Annotated in this window: 20 protein-coding genes; 18 read left to right on the forward strand and 2 right to left on the reverse strand. The window is 35.7% G+C overall.

The window, feature by feature from the left end; translation table 11 throughout:
- Positions 1-94 precede the first annotated feature (94 nt).
- From ACTWQM_RS12910 to ACTWQM_RS12980, 15 genes are all read left to right on the forward strand, one after another.
- Positions 95-232, forward strand: coding sequence for a hypothetical protein (locus ACTWQM_RS12910; protein WP_443258573.1), 138 nt, complete (start codon positions 95-97; stop codon positions 230-232).
- Positions 210-758: a recombinase family protein gene (locus ACTWQM_RS12915; RefSeq protein WP_443258574.1), complete on the forward strand. Its 549-nt coding sequence runs from the start codon at positions 210-212 to the stop codon at positions 756-758. The genes ACTWQM_RS12910 and ACTWQM_RS12915 overlap by 23 nt, the downstream gene beginning before the upstream one ends.
- Complete coding sequence (locus tag ACTWQM_RS12920; protein WP_443258575.1) at positions 724-2,409, forward strand: recombinase family protein; 1,686 nt, start codon at positions 724-726, stop codon at positions 2,407-2,409. Before ACTWQM_RS12915 ends, ACTWQM_RS12920 begins: the two co-directional genes overlap by 35 nt.
- Positions 2,410-2,460: 51 nt before the next feature.
- Positions 2,461-2,745 (forward strand): hypothetical protein, encoded by a 285-nt coding sequence (locus ACTWQM_RS12925; protein ID WP_443258576.1) that lies wholly within the window; start codon positions 2,461-2,463, stop codon positions 2,743-2,745.
- 298 nt (positions 2,746-3,043) lie between these two features.
- A complete protein-coding gene (locus ACTWQM_RS12930) occupies positions 3,044-3,385 on the forward strand; it encodes a hypothetical protein (RefSeq protein ID WP_443258577.1) in 342 nt (113 codons plus the stop codon).
- A 66-nt stretch (positions 3,386-3,451) separates the two neighbouring features.
- Positions 3,452-3,715, forward strand: a complete 264-nt coding sequence (locus tag ACTWQM_RS12935) for a hypothetical protein (RefSeq protein WP_443258578.1) — start codon at positions 3,452-3,454, stop codon at positions 3,713-3,715.
- A 58-nt stretch (positions 3,716-3,773) separates the two neighbouring features.
- On the forward strand, positions 3,774-4,121 hold the full coding sequence (locus ACTWQM_RS12940; protein ID WP_443258579.1) for a hypothetical protein: 348 nt from the start codon (positions 3,774-3,776) through the stop codon (positions 4,119-4,121).
- A gap of 66 nt (positions 4,122-4,187) precedes the next feature.
- Positions 4,188-5,759, forward strand: coding sequence for a hypothetical protein (locus tag ACTWQM_RS12945; RefSeq protein WP_443258580.1), 1,572 nt, complete (start codon positions 4,188-4,190; stop codon positions 5,757-5,759).
- 69 nt (positions 5,760-5,828) lie between these two features.
- Entirely contained in the window at positions 5,829-7,043 is a 1,215-nt protein-coding gene (locus ACTWQM_RS12950; RefSeq protein WP_443258581.1) for a hypothetical protein, read from the forward strand.
- Positions 7,044-7,765: 722 nt separating this feature from the next.
- The gene (locus ACTWQM_RS12955) at positions 7,766-7,924 is read left to right on the forward strand and encodes a hypothetical protein (protein ID WP_443258582.1); all 159 of its coding nucleotides are present in this window, start codon (positions 7,766-7,768) and stop codon (positions 7,922-7,924) included.
- Positions 7,925-7,975: 51 nt separating this feature from the next.
- Positions 7,976-8,929, forward strand: coding sequence for an NAD(P)-dependent oxidoreductase (locus ACTWQM_RS12960; RefSeq protein WP_443258583.1), 954 nt, complete (start codon positions 7,976-7,978; stop codon positions 8,927-8,929).
- Between the two features lie 250 nt (positions 8,930-9,179).
- Complete coding sequence (locus ACTWQM_RS12965) at positions 9,180-9,698, forward strand: hypothetical protein (RefSeq protein ID WP_443258584.1); 519 nt, start codon at positions 9,180-9,182, stop codon at positions 9,696-9,698.
- A gap of 127 nt (positions 9,699-9,825) precedes the next feature.
- Positions 9,826-10,854, forward strand: coding sequence for a hypothetical protein (locus tag ACTWQM_RS12970; protein WP_443258585.1), 1,029 nt, complete (start codon positions 9,826-9,828; stop codon positions 10,852-10,854).
- Positions 10,855-11,317: 463 nt separating this feature from the next.
- Complete coding sequence (locus tag ACTWQM_RS12975) at positions 11,318-12,583, forward strand: MFS transporter (RefSeq protein ID WP_443258586.1); 1,266 nt, start codon at positions 11,318-11,320, stop codon at positions 12,581-12,583.
- Positions 12,537-13,154 (forward strand): TetR/AcrR family transcriptional regulator, encoded by a 618-nt coding sequence (locus ACTWQM_RS12980; protein ID WP_443258587.1) that lies wholly within the window; start codon positions 12,537-12,539, stop codon positions 13,152-13,154. Before ACTWQM_RS12975 ends, ACTWQM_RS12980 begins: the two co-directional genes overlap by 47 nt.
- 123 nt (positions 13,155-13,277) lie before the next feature.
- On the opposite strand, the gene ACTWQM_RS12985 is transcribed toward ACTWQM_RS12980, so the two are convergent.
- Entirely contained in the window at positions 13,278-13,760 is a 483-nt protein-coding gene (locus ACTWQM_RS12985; protein WP_443258661.1) for a DUF4188 domain-containing protein, read from the reverse strand.
- Positions 13,761-13,762: 2 nt separating this feature from the next.
- A complete protein-coding gene (locus ACTWQM_RS12990; protein ID WP_443258588.1) occupies positions 13,763-14,317 on the reverse strand; it encodes a PadR family transcriptional regulator in 555 nt (184 codons plus the stop codon).
- 404 nt (positions 14,318-14,721) lie between these two features.
- Between ACTWQM_RS12990 and ACTWQM_RS12995 the strand changes: the two genes are divergently transcribed.
- The 3 genes from ACTWQM_RS12995 to clpP all read left to right on the forward strand — a co-directional run bounded on the left by ACTWQM_RS12995 (position 14,722) and on the right by clpP (position 17,416).
- Positions 14,722-15,543, forward strand: a complete 822-nt coding sequence (locus tag ACTWQM_RS12995; protein ID WP_443258589.1) for a GNAT family N-acetyltransferase — start codon at positions 14,722-14,724, stop codon at positions 15,541-15,543.
- A 577-nt stretch (positions 15,544-16,120) separates the two neighbouring features.
- Positions 16,121-16,810, forward strand: a complete 690-nt coding sequence (locus ACTWQM_RS13000; protein ID WP_443258662.1) for a sigma-70 family RNA polymerase sigma factor — start codon at positions 16,121-16,123, stop codon at positions 16,808-16,810.
- Between the two features lie 24 nt (positions 16,811-16,834).
- Positions 16,835-17,416 carry an ATP-dependent Clp endopeptidase proteolytic subunit ClpP gene (clpP, locus tag ACTWQM_RS13005; RefSeq protein WP_443258590.1) on the forward strand — a complete coding sequence of 194 codons (582 nt, stop codon included), beginning with the start codon at positions 16,835-16,837 and terminating at the stop codon, positions 17,414-17,416.
- Positions 17,417-17,893: the final 477 nt, after the last annotated feature.

Consider the following 17,893-nt stretch of genomic DNA (forward strand, 5'->3'; position numbering starts at 1 on the left):
GTATTCCTAGAAAAGTTTTGTTTTGACTGACCACCTTATTCCCCCTTTTTTAACTAGAGATTGAAAATTATATTATAAGACGGAGGTACTTAGTATGAATAACATACAATCCCCTGATCACGAATATCAAAACTTGATAGATATTTTAGCGGAGATGGTCACGAATTATATTGCAAACCAACTAACTCATCATGAAGGAGAGGAATCAAATGCAAAAAATATTAATGAATAATTCTTATTCTAAGAAGCAAAAAATTGTTATATATACTCGAAATACCGCTATGGAACAACCAGAAGGACACCGACTATACCGGGACGTAAAATTACTAAAGAATAAGTACGAGCGGTTAGGATATGAAATTCATAAAATCTATTATGAACCGAGCTACCTTGGTGAGACAAAAGAAAAGACTATACTGCAGAGATTGTTAAAAGAAGCGGCTAATGGATTGTTCGGGGTAGTCTTAGTATGGGATGTCTTTACGCTCACATCTGAGGGGGAAGAGCTACAACTTATCGAAAGAGAACTTGCCAGATATGACGTAGAGCTTTGTTCAGCAACCGAGTCGTTTGATACTTCAACTGAAGAAGGTAATAAGGTGTTTGGCCACATGTGCTTCTTATTAAAACATGAACATCTGGCAACTAAGCAAGATGTATCATTGTCTACATTAGCACGACTGATTATCTCAAGAGGGGCAAGTATGAAAGGGAGTGGAGATGATGCAAAGTTATGTGGAGCAGCTATCCCCTCATAGAGATAATGTACAAGTTGAACAACAAAAGAAGGTGGCTATCTATGCTCGTGTATCAACTACCGAGCAGGCTGAGGTAGGATATAGTATTGATGAACAAGTACGCACGCTCAGGGGATTGTGTGAAAGGGAAGGATATGTTATATACAATGAATATGTAGACAGGGGGATTAGTGGAAAAAACATCACCGGTAGACCTGCTTTGCAACAATTATTGAATGACGCTCAAAATAAAGAATTCGACATTGTATTGGTGTGGAAAATGAACCGCTTCTCACGTAAAAGTTTAGATTTGCTTACTATTGTGGAAATGTTACAGAAAAAGCAGATTGGGTTTCGTTCCATAACCGAGCAATATGAAACGGAAACTCCGGCAGGTAGGCTCCAATTTCAAATGATGGCTGCAATTTCTGAATTTGAGCGAGCCAATATAGCGGAAAATGTAAAGATGGGAATGCTGGCTCGAGCTAAAGAAGGGTCATGGAATGGTGGGCAAGTGCTTGGTTACGATGTGGTTAGCACACCTAGCGACAATTCAAAAAAGAAGGTCTCCAAACTGGTGGTGAATGAGTTGGAAGCTCAAACTGTTCGAAAGATCTTTCAACTTTATACAGAGGGTCATGGCTACAAGTCTATAACTGGTCATCTAAACCAAGGAGGATACCGAACAAAACGCAATAAAGAATTTTCCATCACCGCAATTAAAACTATTGTGACAAACCCAGTATACAAAGGGGTGATTCGCTATAATGTTAGGAGAGATTGGAACGAAAAGCGGCGAAACAATATCAACCCTCATCCTATCATGGAAAAAGGACAACACAAAGCGATTATTTCGGAAGAAGTATGGGAGAAAGCACAAGCAATAATGAAAACTAGAGGAGGGAAACCCAATCGAGTCCATAGTGGGGAATTTCCATTGACTGGTATCATGCGTTGCCCTATGTGTGGGGCAGGGATGGTGCTTAGCAGAACAACCAATCGTAAAAAAGACGGAACAAAGCGAGTAATAGAATACTATGCATGTGGTGCATGGAAAAATAAAGGTACTACTGTTTGCCGTTCTAATGGTGTCCGAACTGATTATGCGGACGAGTACGTATTAAAGAAGATTGCAAATGTGGCTAATAACGAGATTCTTATACAACAAATAGTGGACAAAATTAATGGAAAGAACCAAGATGGGGATGCTCCTATCAGACAGGAATATGAATCAATTAAAAAGTCCCTAGATGCCATCCAGTCAAAGAAGGATAAAATGCTGGGTTTGTATGAAGAAGGGCTCATTATTAAAGCAGATCTTGTAACACGTCTTTCCAGTTTGAACGAAGAAAAAGAGAGGCTCACAGAACGAATAACTCCTATTGAGAAGCAGATGGGCCAAGGCTCGGTAAAGGAAATAAACTTCAAGATTGTCGCACAAGTGATGAAGAACTTTACAGCAAGTTACAAAGAAGCTCTAACGAGGGAGCAACGTAAGCAATTATTGCACTTGGTTATAAAACAGATAACGATATCGGAAAGTAGAGAAATTGAATCTATACAAATCCAACTAAATAAAGAAGTTGTTCGACACTTCACCATTCAAGGGGGAGAAAATTCATCTATCAGCGATGATTTTTCTCCCCCTTTTTCTATTTATTTTAATATCTAGGTTTCGTGGATTTAAAGCAAAGAATCAATTTATAAAAAAGGAGATAATGTTATGAGTATAATGGATGTTTTCTGGGAGTTTATATATAAATACCATCCAAAGATAGCTTTCTATGATTGGTTGGTTGATAGCCAATTAATAAAACGTGAAGATATTGTTAATAGTAAGGTAAGGGCAATGGTTCCCAAAGGTATGATAGATATTAATTGCTTTGTGTTTTTCTATGAGGGAGGAACCAAGAATGTTGTATACCTATTGCAGGATAAAAAAGCAAAAACCAATATTGCAATAGGGTTATTAAAGAATGATGAACTGGTGAACGCTATAAAATTATGAAAGTTACCTAATAGTAGTTGTATATTAAACCATTATGAGAATTCACCTTTGGGGCTGTGTTCTCTATTTTAATGTCTGAAAAATGCCTCAAGGGAGGTGATTTTTATGAAATCGGTGGAATTATTTAAAGCCGGAATGATGTTTGGTGTATCTATCTATGTCTTTGTTAAAGAGCAAATATAAATATATGAAAAAGGTAGGAGATAGTATTGCAATATTTCTTGTTAGGAACAGCGGTAGGGATTGCTCTATGTATAGTAGCTGAATATGGACAGAAAAAGTATGGGAGGAATTGGAGTTGAAAAAGATTCATAGTTACAGTGAATTGCAAATAATAAAACAACGATTTTGTAGAGAAGTGGCGGATTATCTTGAAGAGGAATTTAAAGACTTGTATGAGTATTTAAGTAATGGTCAGGGAGTTGATGAGTTTATACTCCCTGACCACCAAACTATGGTAATATTAGAATTAGATGAAGAATTCAAAAAAGTTATACAGAAATCATTGGATATGGAGTATATGGAAGAAGTTTATATGAAAGATGTATTAATATTAAGAATAGGTATAAGAAATTTGGAAGAAGTGCAACTTCACTATAATATCTTACCAAGTTATAAAAGTGGATACTCTACTAAATAATTTTTTAGAAGATATAAAAAACCCAAATGATAACATGTGAGACTCAATAGTTTGGAGGGAAAGAGTATGTTGATAGAGTACGTATGGGAAAGGGTTAAGGGACTCGAAGGAGAACAATTTAGACAGATAAGAGGCGGGCAATTTACTTATAAAGTAAAGGGGGATTATATAGAGTTGAGTAGAACAAACCGTTCTGTTTCAAAAAGTACATTTAAAGAGGCTTTAACACATGTTCCGTTAAATAATACTGTTCCGTTACAAAATCTGCAAGCTCCTTCTTACTTATATGCTATCTTAATGGATAAAAGAGTGCGTAAACATGATTGGTAAGAATAATAACTATTTTAATTTATATATATAAACTGTCTAATCAAGGGAAGGTGAATAAATGCTTTTTACAATTGAAGGAGAACAAATTACAAAGGTAGCTTATGAAAGGAAGTTCAACGAAAGGTTATTGATGTTAAACAAAAAACATTATGACCTTATAGTTGATGAATTAAATCGTATAATTGACACAGGAGATGTTCATACATCTAGTTGGATTCCGGGGCATAATTGGATGGGAACAGTATATGAACCTATATGGGAAGCTTGCAGAAGAAATGATGAAGAAGCAGCTAAGTTTTATGGACAAATATTATATAAGGTGATGATGGATAGATCGGAAGATTGGTATTTTGGAAGTTATCCACATGCTAAGGGGAAGACTTATTTTAGACGTTCTGAAGAATAAAAGAAAAACAGCACAACTTTCAGTAATCTTGAGTTGTGTTGTTTCTTTACTAAACGAGGTGGTTATTTGCTTGAAGATTATCCTGTTAAGAATTACGGTTTGAATGATTTGGCTACGAGCCAATATATAAAGAAATTTGCAGAAGACCTTACGAACGGGGAGATTACAGATGGAATATTTAATATAATTAATTCTGATATAGAAAATATTGATGGGTTTGAAGTTCTATTAAAAATAAAGGTTCTTATTGAATATAAAGAATTTATACCGTATTTAAACAGTTCGAGCATAATAAATAGTTTAAATCAATTTTATGATCTTGCTAGTTCTAAAGGAAACCTTGAAAATAAAATAAAAGGGAAAATTATTAAATACATTAATCATAATCCAACGGAAATTTTTTCTTTTTCAGACGTTTATGTTCAAGATGAGTCGCTTGACATTGCTACAAAAAATTCGGGAGGAATTAGGGTTTGGGGCCAAATAATAGAATTAGCTGACAGGTTTATGTTATTTAGTCGATATGATGAACTATACCAAATACTTCATAAAAAATACAATGATAATTTAATTACATTAACTAGAATAATATTATCCCCAGTTACTTTCATGGACTACGACTCTCAAATCGAGATAGCATTACGTATAAAGAAAAGATATCCTGAAATCTATAAAGGTTTTCAAACGGAACTTTCTAGTTTAATTAAATCGAACTTTTTTGAAAATCAAAGCCCCTTTGAAAAAGTTAAATTAATGAGAGACGTACTAGGTAGCCGCATACTAGGAATTAAAGGAGAACTGTTGATTAAAGATAAATTAACAGGAGAAGAGGAGAAGCTGGAAAATAATTTAGAAAGTCAAGGAATATCTCATGTGATTTCATCTGAAGAATATGCAAAGAATGAAGTGAAACGTGATAATTTTAAAGATAAGTTTTATGAGCTGACATATATAGATGTATTATCTAGATATAAGATTATGCAGTATGAAGATAAAAACAGTCAAAGCATTATGGACCTAATGTCTAATATGAATGGTATTAACCATGAAAAGTATGGAAAAGCATCATTCGCATTTAAATTTAAGAATATGACAACAGAAAATATATTAAATACAATGTACTTAATAAAAAATTATGATGAAAAATTTTGGCGGGAACTCGCCAAAATTTCTGATGAGATAACTAATTTTACAGGGATTTCAGATTTTCTCACAAATGACATAAATAGATTAAAAAAGTTAGTGTTAGATAATGAATTCTTTATAGCGTGTTCTTTTATTTCGCAACTAATTGAACGGCTTCTAAGAGAATTGTTTTTGAAGCTAATGTATGGGGAAAGTGGGATTTTTAAAGAAGCGAACTTTACACTAGGTAACCTTTTAAATTTTAATGTTAAGTCTGATATTAATAAATTATTGTTGCTTTTTTCTAAAGAAGAAATGGAAACCATGGATTACTATTTAACAAACAAGGAATATGGATGGAACTTAAGAAACAGATTAGCACACTATAATATTAGTATGGACGAGTTATCAATGGAAAACTGTTCATGCCTCCTCCACTTCTTGATTTTTATACTCATTAAAATAGAATATGAAGGGACGGTATTTGATGAAGAAAAACCTTCTTTAAATTAGAAGTTAATAATGAATGTAGTGGGTAAAAAAGAATAGTTTTAAAACGATGATTTTATGGAGTGATATTCTATGAAAACTAGGTTTGAGAAATGGATAGAAGAAAATGACTTTAAAGGAGACGCCAGAGACCTTTTTAATGAGTCAGTTCTTTGTTATAAGATTGGTGCTTATCGTGCCTCGTTCATTATGGGTTACTTAGGGTTACAAACTATTTTGAGAGAGAGATTACTGAGTGCTCAAAACAAACCTGACAATATACCGCAACATATGTGGGAGAATAGGATAAATGACTTAAAAGATGAAAAGATTTGGGATGTTACAGTGTTTGATTTTGTTAATAGACAAAACCCAGATAATCCATTTTTAATAAATGATGATATAAGAACTCAGTATTCATATTGGAAAACTATAAGAAATGATTGTGCTCATGCGAAGAACAATATAATTAGTCACCCTCATGTAGAATCCCTTTGGTTGTTTATTGAATCAAATTCAAGTAAGTTTATAGTTAACGGTGGCAAAGATGGGCTGTTTGAGAAAATAAAGAAGCACTATGATGTAAGGTATACACCCCCAAATACAGATGTTTTACCTCTCATAAGAGAAATCCCACACGCTATGACGAATGGAGACCTCCCTGTATTTTTAAAAGATGTCCATGATTACTTTGAGGATAATGTAACAAGTTTCGAAGTATTTGACGAAGAAAGTATTACATACCAATTTTGGAATAATATCGCACATTCACCATTACAGGTCCTAAGGGAAGGATTTATAACCTTTATTAAAAGTGACTGGGATATCTTTAGGGAGTTTATTGTTGTATTTGATGATAAATTGTATGAAGTTTCAGCAGATGAGAGTTATATTAGAGAGTTTTGGACTAATGAAATTTGGAAACTTTTGCTTTGGGGTGATACTGATGGATGGAGAACAATAAAAAACTTAGTTGATAATCAAATAATCCCGTTAAATGAAATAGATGATTTTATCAAACTATTGGTAGACAAAACTAAAAGTATCCCACCAGAGTTTATAATTGATTTTCTAAAAGGAACTCAATACTTTAGCTTGTTAAGAGGTCATTTGTTTGACAACAAAAGAATGTCATCCCCTCCCAACGGGATAGACTTTGCCAATCGTAATTGGAGATTAATTGAATTTTATTTATCCCAAATGTCTTTAGATGTACTTGTTGTCTCGGAGTTAAATAGTGCATTTTTAGCCTCTTCTTATGGAACATTTAATAGGAAGATGAATGAGTTACTTGAATATAATGAATGAAGGCTTTCGAAGCCAATATAAAGCAATTCTTCATGAACAAGGGTATACACTTCCTTCAGTGATCGAAAACTCAGAAGAAATGGAAGGAAGTAATGAGTGAAGTAAATATGACAAGACCTTTTTAGGTCTTGTCATATTTTTTAACCCTCATTTAGATACAATACGGTGAACTGTATCACAAGTAAATGAGGTTTTTATAACTGTCCACTATCCTTTAATAAACTTTTCCAACAAAAATATCAATCACACTAATTGTTAATGAAATTACCAAGCCTTCTGCCTAACAAGCAGGAGGCTTTTTACTTGTTCAAGCAGGTTCACAAAACTTTTCTCAAAATAGGCAGAAGAAGCACAGGGACGGTTCTCATGCTTTTCTTTTGAGGCGTGGAAGCGGTAGAACCGTCCCTATGCTTCGCGAAGGTGCTCGTGATTACTATCAAGCAAATGTACCAACGTTGACATACTTTTTTACCAATGAATGACAAGAAATGTACCAGTAAATGACATATGATTGCCACGACCCTTCTGGTTGATTAAAGTTGAAAGCCATGCGTATTTTAAATTATAAATGTTATACTTGTTGCACTAATTTCATTAAATTTCAATTAGAACTGTTTTCAACTAAAGGCGCGTTAATTTAACAAGGTATTTCAACTATTAAAGGAGAATTATTCGATAATATATTGCCAAGAATAGGGTTAGAGTGGACTAAAAATAATTTTATGCCGGTACAGGTGTTGTTGGTGCTCAGCGAACTGATTATTGGTGTTATTTTAATGGATAAAATTATGGAAATTGACGAAGAAATAATGACGTTAAATGAAAAAGTGAAAGCGTCTATTGATCTGGACAACCGTATAAATCTGGGAAAGTTAATTTAATTTAATTATTAAATATAGTACAGATGAATAATCGAAAGGACTTGATTAAAAATGGCAAACATATTTATTTCCGGAGAAATTCCGAATGTCGGTTATGAATTCCTCGCCGATCATCAATTGGATGTATTTAAAGAAGACAGACTGATCGAGGAGGAAGAATTACTAGAGGGTCTCCGTGAAGCAGACGCCTTGCTTTGTCCTCTTTCAACGAAGGTGCCAAGAGAAGTGATAAACGCTGCTCCCAATTTAAAAATCATTGCAAACTTTGGAGCCGGCTTTGATAATATTGATGTAGAAGCTGCCAAGGAAAAAAACATTCAAGTAACTAATACACCTGAAGTTTCTACTGAGGCAACTGCAGAGTTAACACTGGGTTTAATGACAGCTGTTACAAGACGTATTCCTGAAGGAGATCAGCTTTGCCGGACAGAGGGTTTCAACGGATGGGCACCACTTTTCTTTTTGGGAAGAGAGCTAACCGATAAGAATTTGGGAATTGTAGGGTTTGGTGAAATTGGTCAGGCAGTAGCAAAGCGAGCTAAAGCTTTTGGCATGAATATCTATTATACAAGCAGAACACAAAAAGATGCTGAATTAGAAAAAGAGATGGATGCAACATATCTTGCATTTGATGAACTGATACAAACTTGTGATGTAATAACTGTGCACACTTCCTATAATGAAGATACACATCACATGTTTAATCAAGATACTTTTGTCCGCATGAAAAAAGACGCTTTTTTTCTTAACTTGTCAAGAGGACCTGTAGTGAAGGAAGCAGACCTTGTTGAAGCGTTGGAAAAGGAAGAGATTGCTGGTGCAGCACTGGATGTGTTTGAATTTGAACCAGAAATCACGGCAAGCTTAAAGACACTAAAGAACGTTGTAATGACTCCGCATATTGGTAATGCAACAATTGAAACAAGGGATGAGATGGCAATTCTTACAGCAAAGAACATCCTGCGTGTATTGAAGGACGAAAAACCATTAACACCGGTATATTGAGGATAACAATAGAATACTATTATGCAAAATCACTATTTAAATGAGATGAGCTCAAATGAGTTATGAGTCACCTACATCTGGAGTAGTTTTAATAGGTACCGGAATTGAGTACTATCGTGGGGGAATTGCATAAAGAATTAGCCCAGCTTGGAGGGACTGACCCTTTTATTAACGGAAATGAGAAGGCAGAAATGGATAAATTGATATTAAAATGTTAGACACTTATTATCTTAGGAGAGACTACTGAAAAATGAGTACAAACATTCATGTTCTTAACTACTCAAACGTGACTTCAAATGAAACTATTGAAAAATATATGCGTGATTTTACTGAATATCTAAACCAACAAAATATAGATGAATTTTCTATTGACTACAATAATCAATTCTATTTTGAAGAAGTAAAAAAGATTATTGATAGATTAAATGTAAGTGAGTGTTTAATACATAACTTTGATTTAAGCTTAACGTTAAATAATAGTAAGGGTGAAGTTTTTGCCATTATTGGTGAAGAATTACCTACAAAAAACCAGTGGGGAGATGCCACTGATTATATTGCGGTTATAAGTTGCACACAAGAAAAAAACATCTGGCATGAAGTAGCTCATCTAATTGGAGCTAATGATCACTATGATAATAATACAAATAACGCTTTAGATATATGTATGGATGATAATTGTATAATGCGATATGGGATAGTTAAAGGTGTATTTTGTGAACGCACAATAAATGAAATAAAAAGCCATCTAGAAAATATAAACAACATATAGATTGACTAATAAGATTAAACGTGCGGTGACAGGCACTATTTATTAATCTTATAGATTTTAGTACGTGGAAAGGTGTCATACTGTAATAAATTTAAACAGGAAGTTATGTTGAAGAGAGGAACATTAGATGAGTTTTTCAGAGTATGATTTAAGATTATTAAGTGAGTTATCCTATAAAGACTTAACAAAGATGTATATTGATTTGTATGGGCATGAAAAGGTTAATAACCCTACTCACGTATTGCCTTTAGAAGAAATGCCAGATTTAGAAACTCTTATATCTCCCAAACGCAAGCGAGATCAATGGGAACTAATTCTAACATTACAAGGGATTTTTCACCAAGGTGAAGTGACTCAACCATTTCACAATGAATATCTGGATGCGTTTTTATTTCGTAACGTTACAATGAATAAATATGTTATTGCTTTTCGAGGTACAAACTTCTCCATTTTTCAACCACAGTTTTGGAGGGATATGGCGGAAAATCTAAACCCATTATTTCTTTCCAACAAAAAAGATAATCGGCAAATTTTTCATGCTATAAACTTTGTTCACTTGGTACTTCAGCAAAGTCCATTTATGACCAGTAATTTTAATATTCAAGCTTTTATTGAGGAACAAGATAAAAGTTTCCCTTTCAGAACTGAAGAATATATTGTAGTTGATAACCTCTCTTTGATTGGACACTCAAAAGGAGGAGGATTAGTTCAAAAAGTAATATATTATTTTACTAATTATAATGTTCTTTTTAGCATGAGCACGACATTTTGCGCACCACCTTTAATAGTTACTAATATAGTTACTAGAAAGGGAGATATAATTCCTTTTAAACAATTTGTAAAGGATTTTATAACGCTAGATTATTATAAATGTATTAATTATTCCGTAAATAGTGACCGAGTGATTTTTGTTTTAACAAGAATGTACGTGTTATATGTCAAAGGGATTCTATTGAAACAAGCTTTAAAAAACAAAGAATATAAAAAGTTATTACCCACTGTTCTTACAAAGGTCGAACTAGATTTTGCTAGCGATGATAGAATAATATTTAGTAAAGTGAAAAGTCTAACAAGACACAGGATTGGAAAAATGTTTGATAGAAACTTCGATAAAAATGGAAACCTTAAATCTAGGATATATAAATATTTTTTATAATATATAAATTAATAAGTTTAAAACTGTCAAGTATCAAAATTGTATGCTGCCACAATTATCTGTCAAAACCAAAATGCATTAAATAAAGGAACGATTATTTAAAGTTTTATTTGGTTAAATTTAACTTTAAAAAAGGCATTGCTAACTAACTCCCAATGCTCGTTTTTGCCTCTTAAATAACTATGCTGAACAGTATCACAAGTAAATAAGGTGTTTAAAACTGTCCACTTTCCTTTTCATAAACTTTTCCAACGGCAATTTCCAATCACACTAACTTTATTACGAAATGAAATTACCATGCCTTCTGCCTAACAAAGCAGGAGGCTTTTTACTTATTTAAGCAGGTTTTAAAAACTCTTCTCAAAATAGGCAAAAAAACAGTTGCAAAATGACATTCGTGTCGATATAATAAGTATTAACCAATAACGACAATAATGTCGTTTTAAGGAAGAGGGAGATCGGTATGAAAAGTTTGGTGAAGAATAAGGGGTACATGACGTTAATGAGTGCGCAGGCAATTTCGAGTATTGGTGACTGGCTGAGTATAGTGGCGATATTTACGCTTGTTGGGCTGAAGTGGAATGCATCACCTATGGAGGTTTCGTTGGTTATTCTATGTTTGGCTGTACCAATGGCTTTACTTGGGCCGGTAGCGGGAATTGTTGCCGATCGCTTCAGTCGAAAAACAATTATGATTATCTCTGATGTCACCCGGGCTGGGTTGATTCTTATTCTTACCATCGCAAGTTCGCTCTGGATGGTATATGCCACGCTGTTTGCAATTGGAACGTTCTCGGCTGTGTTCATTCCAGCTAAAAATGGCAAGTTGAAGGAGGTTGTTGGGGAAGGTGATATGAAGGCTGCTATGTCCATCACGTCAATGATTGATTCATCGACAAAAATTATTGGGCCACTCCTTAGTGGGGTTCTCGTTGTGGCATTTGGTGCTCAGCAGGTATTTATTATCGACTCAGCAACGTTCTTTGTCTCAGCTTTATTGTTACTTTTTATACCTAATGTAATAAAAGTAGAGACCGTAGAGGAAGATGAAAAGGAACAAGGATCATTCAAAGAGGAGTTCGTCGAGGGACTTTCTTTTATCAAATCAAGCCGTTTTATGATAATCGGATTACTGATTATGGGGGTTAGTCTTTTAATTCTTCAATTGGCCGACTCGCAGTTGATTGTTTTAATTCGGGAGTTAACGAATGCTTCACCTGATTTATTCGGTTATCTGGTTACAGGATCCGGTCTTGGTATGTTCTTTGCTGGCTACCTGCTTGCTAAAAAAACCGATTATCAGGCATACCCACTCATGGTGATGGGTGTTTGTGGAATTGGATTGAGTTTTGGTATGATGGGTGTACTAACTAATTACGATCTTAACTACTCAGTAATCTGGGCACCAGTCCTCGGATTTGCTGGAGGGTTTTCAGCCAGTCTTATTTTTGTGCCATTCCAGGCAACTGTTCAAGTCGATACCCCTGTTCAGATGACGGGGCGAGTCTTCGGGGTTATCAACAGTGTTATGACAACGGCAACGATTATTGGACCGTTGCTTGGTGGATGGATGTCAACCGTTATTGGGGTTATTCCAACTTTCACAATTACGGCAGGCTTGCTGGTTCTTGTGTCGTTGATTGGGTATTTTACAAGAAGGAAAGTAGAACGGGGGGATTCACATGGCTCCACGAGTGAGCGAGGAGCATCTCCGGCAACGACGGGCTAATATTATGAGCGCTGCAAGGGATGTTTTTATCGAACATGGTTATGAACACACGACGATGAAGCACGTCATGGATGCAGCTGGTGTCAGCCGGGGCGGACTCTATCAGTATTTTTCCAATAAGGAAGACTTATTCGAGGCTATCATTGAAGAAGGACTTCGTAATGAAGCCGAGAACACAGCGGAATTGTTGAGCATGACTGAATCGCATTGGAAACTTCTCATGCAGCTGCTGTTTGGGGATGACGGCAAGCCTGATGCCGAAATGGATCCACTCGCGCCAAGTAAACTGGAATTTTTCATCACTGGAAGAAATGATGAGCGAAGACGAGAATATGGCAGGAAGCGGTATAACTTAGGGGTTCGTGTTTATGCGGATGTTATTAAAGCTGGGCAGAACTCTGGAGAATTTAGTGATCGTTTTGACAGTGAACTGCTTTCGCGGTCAATCATTACTTTCATCGATGGTCTCGCCCTTGATGACGCAATCCTGGCGGAAAAAGATGTACAGCTGGAACAGCAATCCAGTCTGTTCATTGAATATTTGAAAATGGCCTTGGACGTAAGAATGTAATTTCATCTGGTTTGGTGTGTGTAGAAGAAGCACGGGGACGGTTGGTCTCGTGCTTCCTTTTTGGGAGTGGAAGCAGTATAACTTCCCCATGGTTCTTAAACGACTGGCATGTAATAGGTGTGATTAATTCGTTTCAGTTTTCAGCCGTTTCTTCGCAGTCCTAATTTCACGAGTAACCGGCATGTGCCCAGCAGCCTTAGCCAGCCCATAAACCGGCATGTTCCCATAAATCGCCTCATACCTTCCCTCTGGCACGACATATGTTTCATGATAAATCCCAACCGCATCGGAATCGCCGATTTTCCGGTTAAAATTCTTCCACGCTGTCAAATGCTTCTGCCCCTTTGAGTAGGCAAGCAGATCATCTTCCGACCGCCAGTATGTGATCATCACCGTTGTGCGGAGTCCGAAGTAATTTTCCATCGACAGAAATCCAAGCTCCTCCTGGTTTTCATACAGTTCCCTAATCATCCCCGGCATCGCGGTAAACACCGGGAGCCATTTCCGGATGGCAAGTCGCTTGTTAATCCGTATGCCAATCAGAAACACAACAAGACCCCGGTCATTTTCCGTCGTATACCGGCCTTCATAAATGGTTTTTCCCATAGTTATTCCTCCCAATCGTTTATTTCACGGACGGTATCGCTGCACCAGTCAATCGCAGCAGCTGTCATCCGTCTTCCATAATTCAGGGTAAACAGCCAATATGGTGCATCTTCTTCGTTGTGTAAACTTGATGTGATCATTTCTGCAATCGCTTCGTACGTCTGGTAGCGCTCCTGCAGTTTTTGTCTGTATGTTTTAAGATGGGCAATGGTTTTGTCATGAGGTTGATGACGGCTGAAAAAAACCTTGAGCAATACGTCATTTTTCTCAACTGGTACATCACCTACAGGGCTTTGCAGCCACTCCAGTAATGCCGTCTTTCCTTTTGCGGTAATAAAATAATCCTTCTTATCTGGTGTGCCCTCCTGTGAGGATTCCTGAACGGTCGCCAATCCATCCGCAACAAGCTTCTTCAACGTTGGATAAATCTGCCCATAGCTGACCTTCCAAAAATGATTTAGACTCTGGTCGATCATTTGCTTAATGGCGTAGCCTGAATGGCATCCAATCGTCAGCAGCCCCAATATGGCGTATGTTGTATGATTATGTTTTGTCATGTAAACCACCTATCATTATGATATGTATCTTTTTGATATAGTATACACGAGTTTAAAAATAGTTCAAGTAAAATTCTGATAATTATTTTCGTTATTTGTGATTTGCATGGTGATAGGCATGTTTTTACGCCATGTAATTAATTACGATACCTTGTCTCTAAGCCGAACAGCATTACGTGCGGAACTTTCAGAAATATAAAGGAGTTTGGTTAATCATTACAGAAATGAAAGTATAAGGATCTTAGTAGCTTTTTAAATTAGGTAGAAGATAAAGTTATAGGAGGCAACATTTTTATGACTTATCAGGAATAACTAAAAGAGAAGGTACAATTCTATTTTCAACTCACACGCATGCTGTTTTTATAATGATATAAAAATGTGAACAGATTGATAGGAGGTTTATCATGCCCACTATTTTAAAGGAAGCTACTGAAGTGGAACTTATAATAGCTAACCAGAGAAACTTGATTGATTTCTTTCAGATAACGAGTATATATAGTTCTGGAGTTTACTATTTGAAACAAGAAGAGGTTGAGGGATTATATAGTGATATACCGATAGAGGTCGTAAATCGAGTAATTCGAACAGACCTCAGCTTAGAAGATTTTGAAATAAAATATAAAGAACTGGCAAACATTTATCATAAAAAAGGAGTTCCTATGTTCTGGGAAATTTGGCCAACCAATAGACCTGTTAATATAGAAGCAGTATTAAGGGCATATGGATTCCAGTATTCTAGAAGTTATTCGGCAATGGCGATTGGTCTTGATACTATTAAGGGAGAAGCCCCCTCTTCGCAAACTTTAGAAGTTAGAAAAGTTGAAAATAAAGAACAGGCAAACACGTTAGCAACCCTATTTACAGAAATCTATGGAGTTCCAAAGGTAGTGGGAGATGGTTTTTTAAAGACAGTATTAAGTAAAGGGATTAATCAAGATTCACAATTAGAAAGTTATATAGGATATGAAAGTGGGAAACCAGTTTGTATCTCATCAGTTTATTATACAGCAGGCGTTGCTGGAATATATAATGTTGGAACACTTAGTGAGTTTAGCAGGAGAGGTTATGGAAAAGAAATCACACTATATTCGTTACTAGAGGCTAAAAAGAATAGTTATCATTATGGAATTTTACAATCTTCTAAACAAGGTGAGAAACTTTATCAACGAATGGGATTTAAAGAGCAGTGTCGAATTAGTACATACAAATTTGAAATGATGCAATAGAAAGGTTTTCATTACTTGGAAAGAAACTTAAATTTGGATTTTCTCAATGTAAATATGAATAATATATATACCACCTTGACGATGATGATTTATTGGCTCCCTGGGCATTGAGTAATACATGGGATGACATTAATGCTCATCCAGGCTATGAAATTTATCGAAGTAGTGGTCATTATTTTTTTTAGAATAACAAATTTAAAAAATAGCTGGTAGTGTTAATAATGGGAATGTCTACACAAAGAAATACTTGTCACGTATTAAAATACCCGAAATGGGATATGGAATACTAGTCAAGTTAATAAAAGTTCAACAAGACAAAAGCGTAGTCCTAATTCAGTTAAGGGGATTACGTGTTTTTTTGTAGATAACAAAGCATAAGGCTTTCTTATTTACATAAGTGTAACTTAGACTTTGAAAGAGACTTACTCATGTTAGAAAAAATCAGAGAATATAATCATTTTTCCCTTATTTATGAGGTATAAATGTTAGTGTTATATAAAAAATATATAACTCCCGTATCTTTTTTCCTTCTAAAATCGTTAAATAAGTAAAGAGAGGAGCTAAAGGAGTGAGTAAAATGTACGCCAGGCCTGGCATAGAAGTACAAACTGAAAAAGTTAATTCTTCTGAGCTGAAAGATCTTTATTCGAAACTTATTCCTTATTGCCATTATTTGACCAAAAACAAATGGGATGCTGAGGATCTTGTCCAGGAAACGTTATTCAAAGCGATAAACCACTACGGACAACATAAAGATTTGAATGCTGCATTGTTAAAAAAGATGGCATTTAATTTGTGGATGGATTTACTCCAAAAACGTAATCGAGAAATAATCGGGTTTACGTTTGAAGAAACTGATGAAACAAATGAGTATAAGGATGACATGATGGACTTGGTAGAAGAGTTGATTTCTAAGCTAACACCAAAGCAATCGGTTATAGTTGCGTTAAAAGATGTGTTTCGGTATCAAATTATGGAGATTGCCGAGATGTTCGATATGACTGAAACAGCTGTGAAAGCAGTTTTAAACCGAGCAAGAAAAAGGCTTACAAGGCAGTTATTAGATGAAGAAATACATTCTGTCAGGGATTATTGGTCCGAGGAGAATATAGAAGTATTGACCCCGGCAATAATCCAGGCGATCCGGTTGAATGATCCTACTGGTGTGATCAGGCTTATACCAATTTTATTCCCAATGGAAACTCAACCGAAGCTGAAACTTTATCAATTCTCTCCTCCTTCAGGCTCCCTCTCGATGGCAGCTTAGGCTGTATACAAAGGAGGAATAGGGATGACTGCAATCCCATATGTAATTGAACAATCAAGTCACGGTGAACGATCGTACGATATATACTCCAGGTTGTTGAAGGATCGAATTATCATGGTAAGTGATGAAATTAACGATCACATGGCAAACAGTGTTGTAGCACAACTATTGTTTTTAGCGGCTAATGATGCTGATAAGGATATCTCTCTTTACATCAATAGCCCAGGTGGTTCAACTTCTGCAGGGTTTGCAATCTTTGATACGATGCAATACATTAAACCAGATATAAGCACGATCTGTACAGGAATGTCGGCCTCATTCGCTGCAATGCTTTTACTCGCCGGAACAAAGGGTAAACGATTTGCACTCCCAAATAGTGAGATTATGCTTCACCAGCCACTTGGTGGTGCACGAGGTCAAGCAACAGATATTGATATATCAGCTAAAAGGATTATAAAGCTGCGTAAACAATTGAATCAATTAATAGCAGAACGAACTGGCCAACCGGTTGAAAAGGTTGCAGTCGATACAGACCGTGATTATTTCTTAAATGCTGAAGAAGCGAAAGATTACGGAATAATTGACGCTATCGTACAAGCGAGGTAATAGGAGAAACGGCAGCGTTGAACTTAAATGTGCCGTACAAGGAACCGTGAGTACGGTGGAAGATATAAAAGGAACAAGTCAAAATATCAAGTTTAGTATAGGAAACTTGTATATTTTGGCTTGTTTAAACTGTTTTCATCATTATTGTTCAGGTTTTCTTCCATTGACTTTAAATAAATAGAACGCCATGGATAGATAGTTCAAAAATAATAGTAACAAAAAGACTGGTGTGATAATTAGTTACCAACGGAAGCTGTTTTGTAATTAATAAACTTATAGTAAAGGAGCTGGGTTAAATGAATTTCACAGGAAAAAAAGACTGTTGCTGCCGGTCATGATTGTACTTGTGATTGCCGGTCTAGCCGATTTGAAATATAAAGGTTTGTTATTTCGTTTACTGTGTGGCAACGCTCAATCTAAGAAGTAGTACTTGGGAGGAAGTTCACGTGTTGCCTTTAAAAGTTTCCAGAAAGACCT

Origin of the sequence: Virgibacillus sp. L01 (assembly GCF_052246775.1) — a bacterium.
In the GTDB taxonomy this organism is placed as follows: domain Bacteria; phylum Bacillota; class Bacilli; order Bacillales; family Amphibacillaceae; genus Lentibacillus.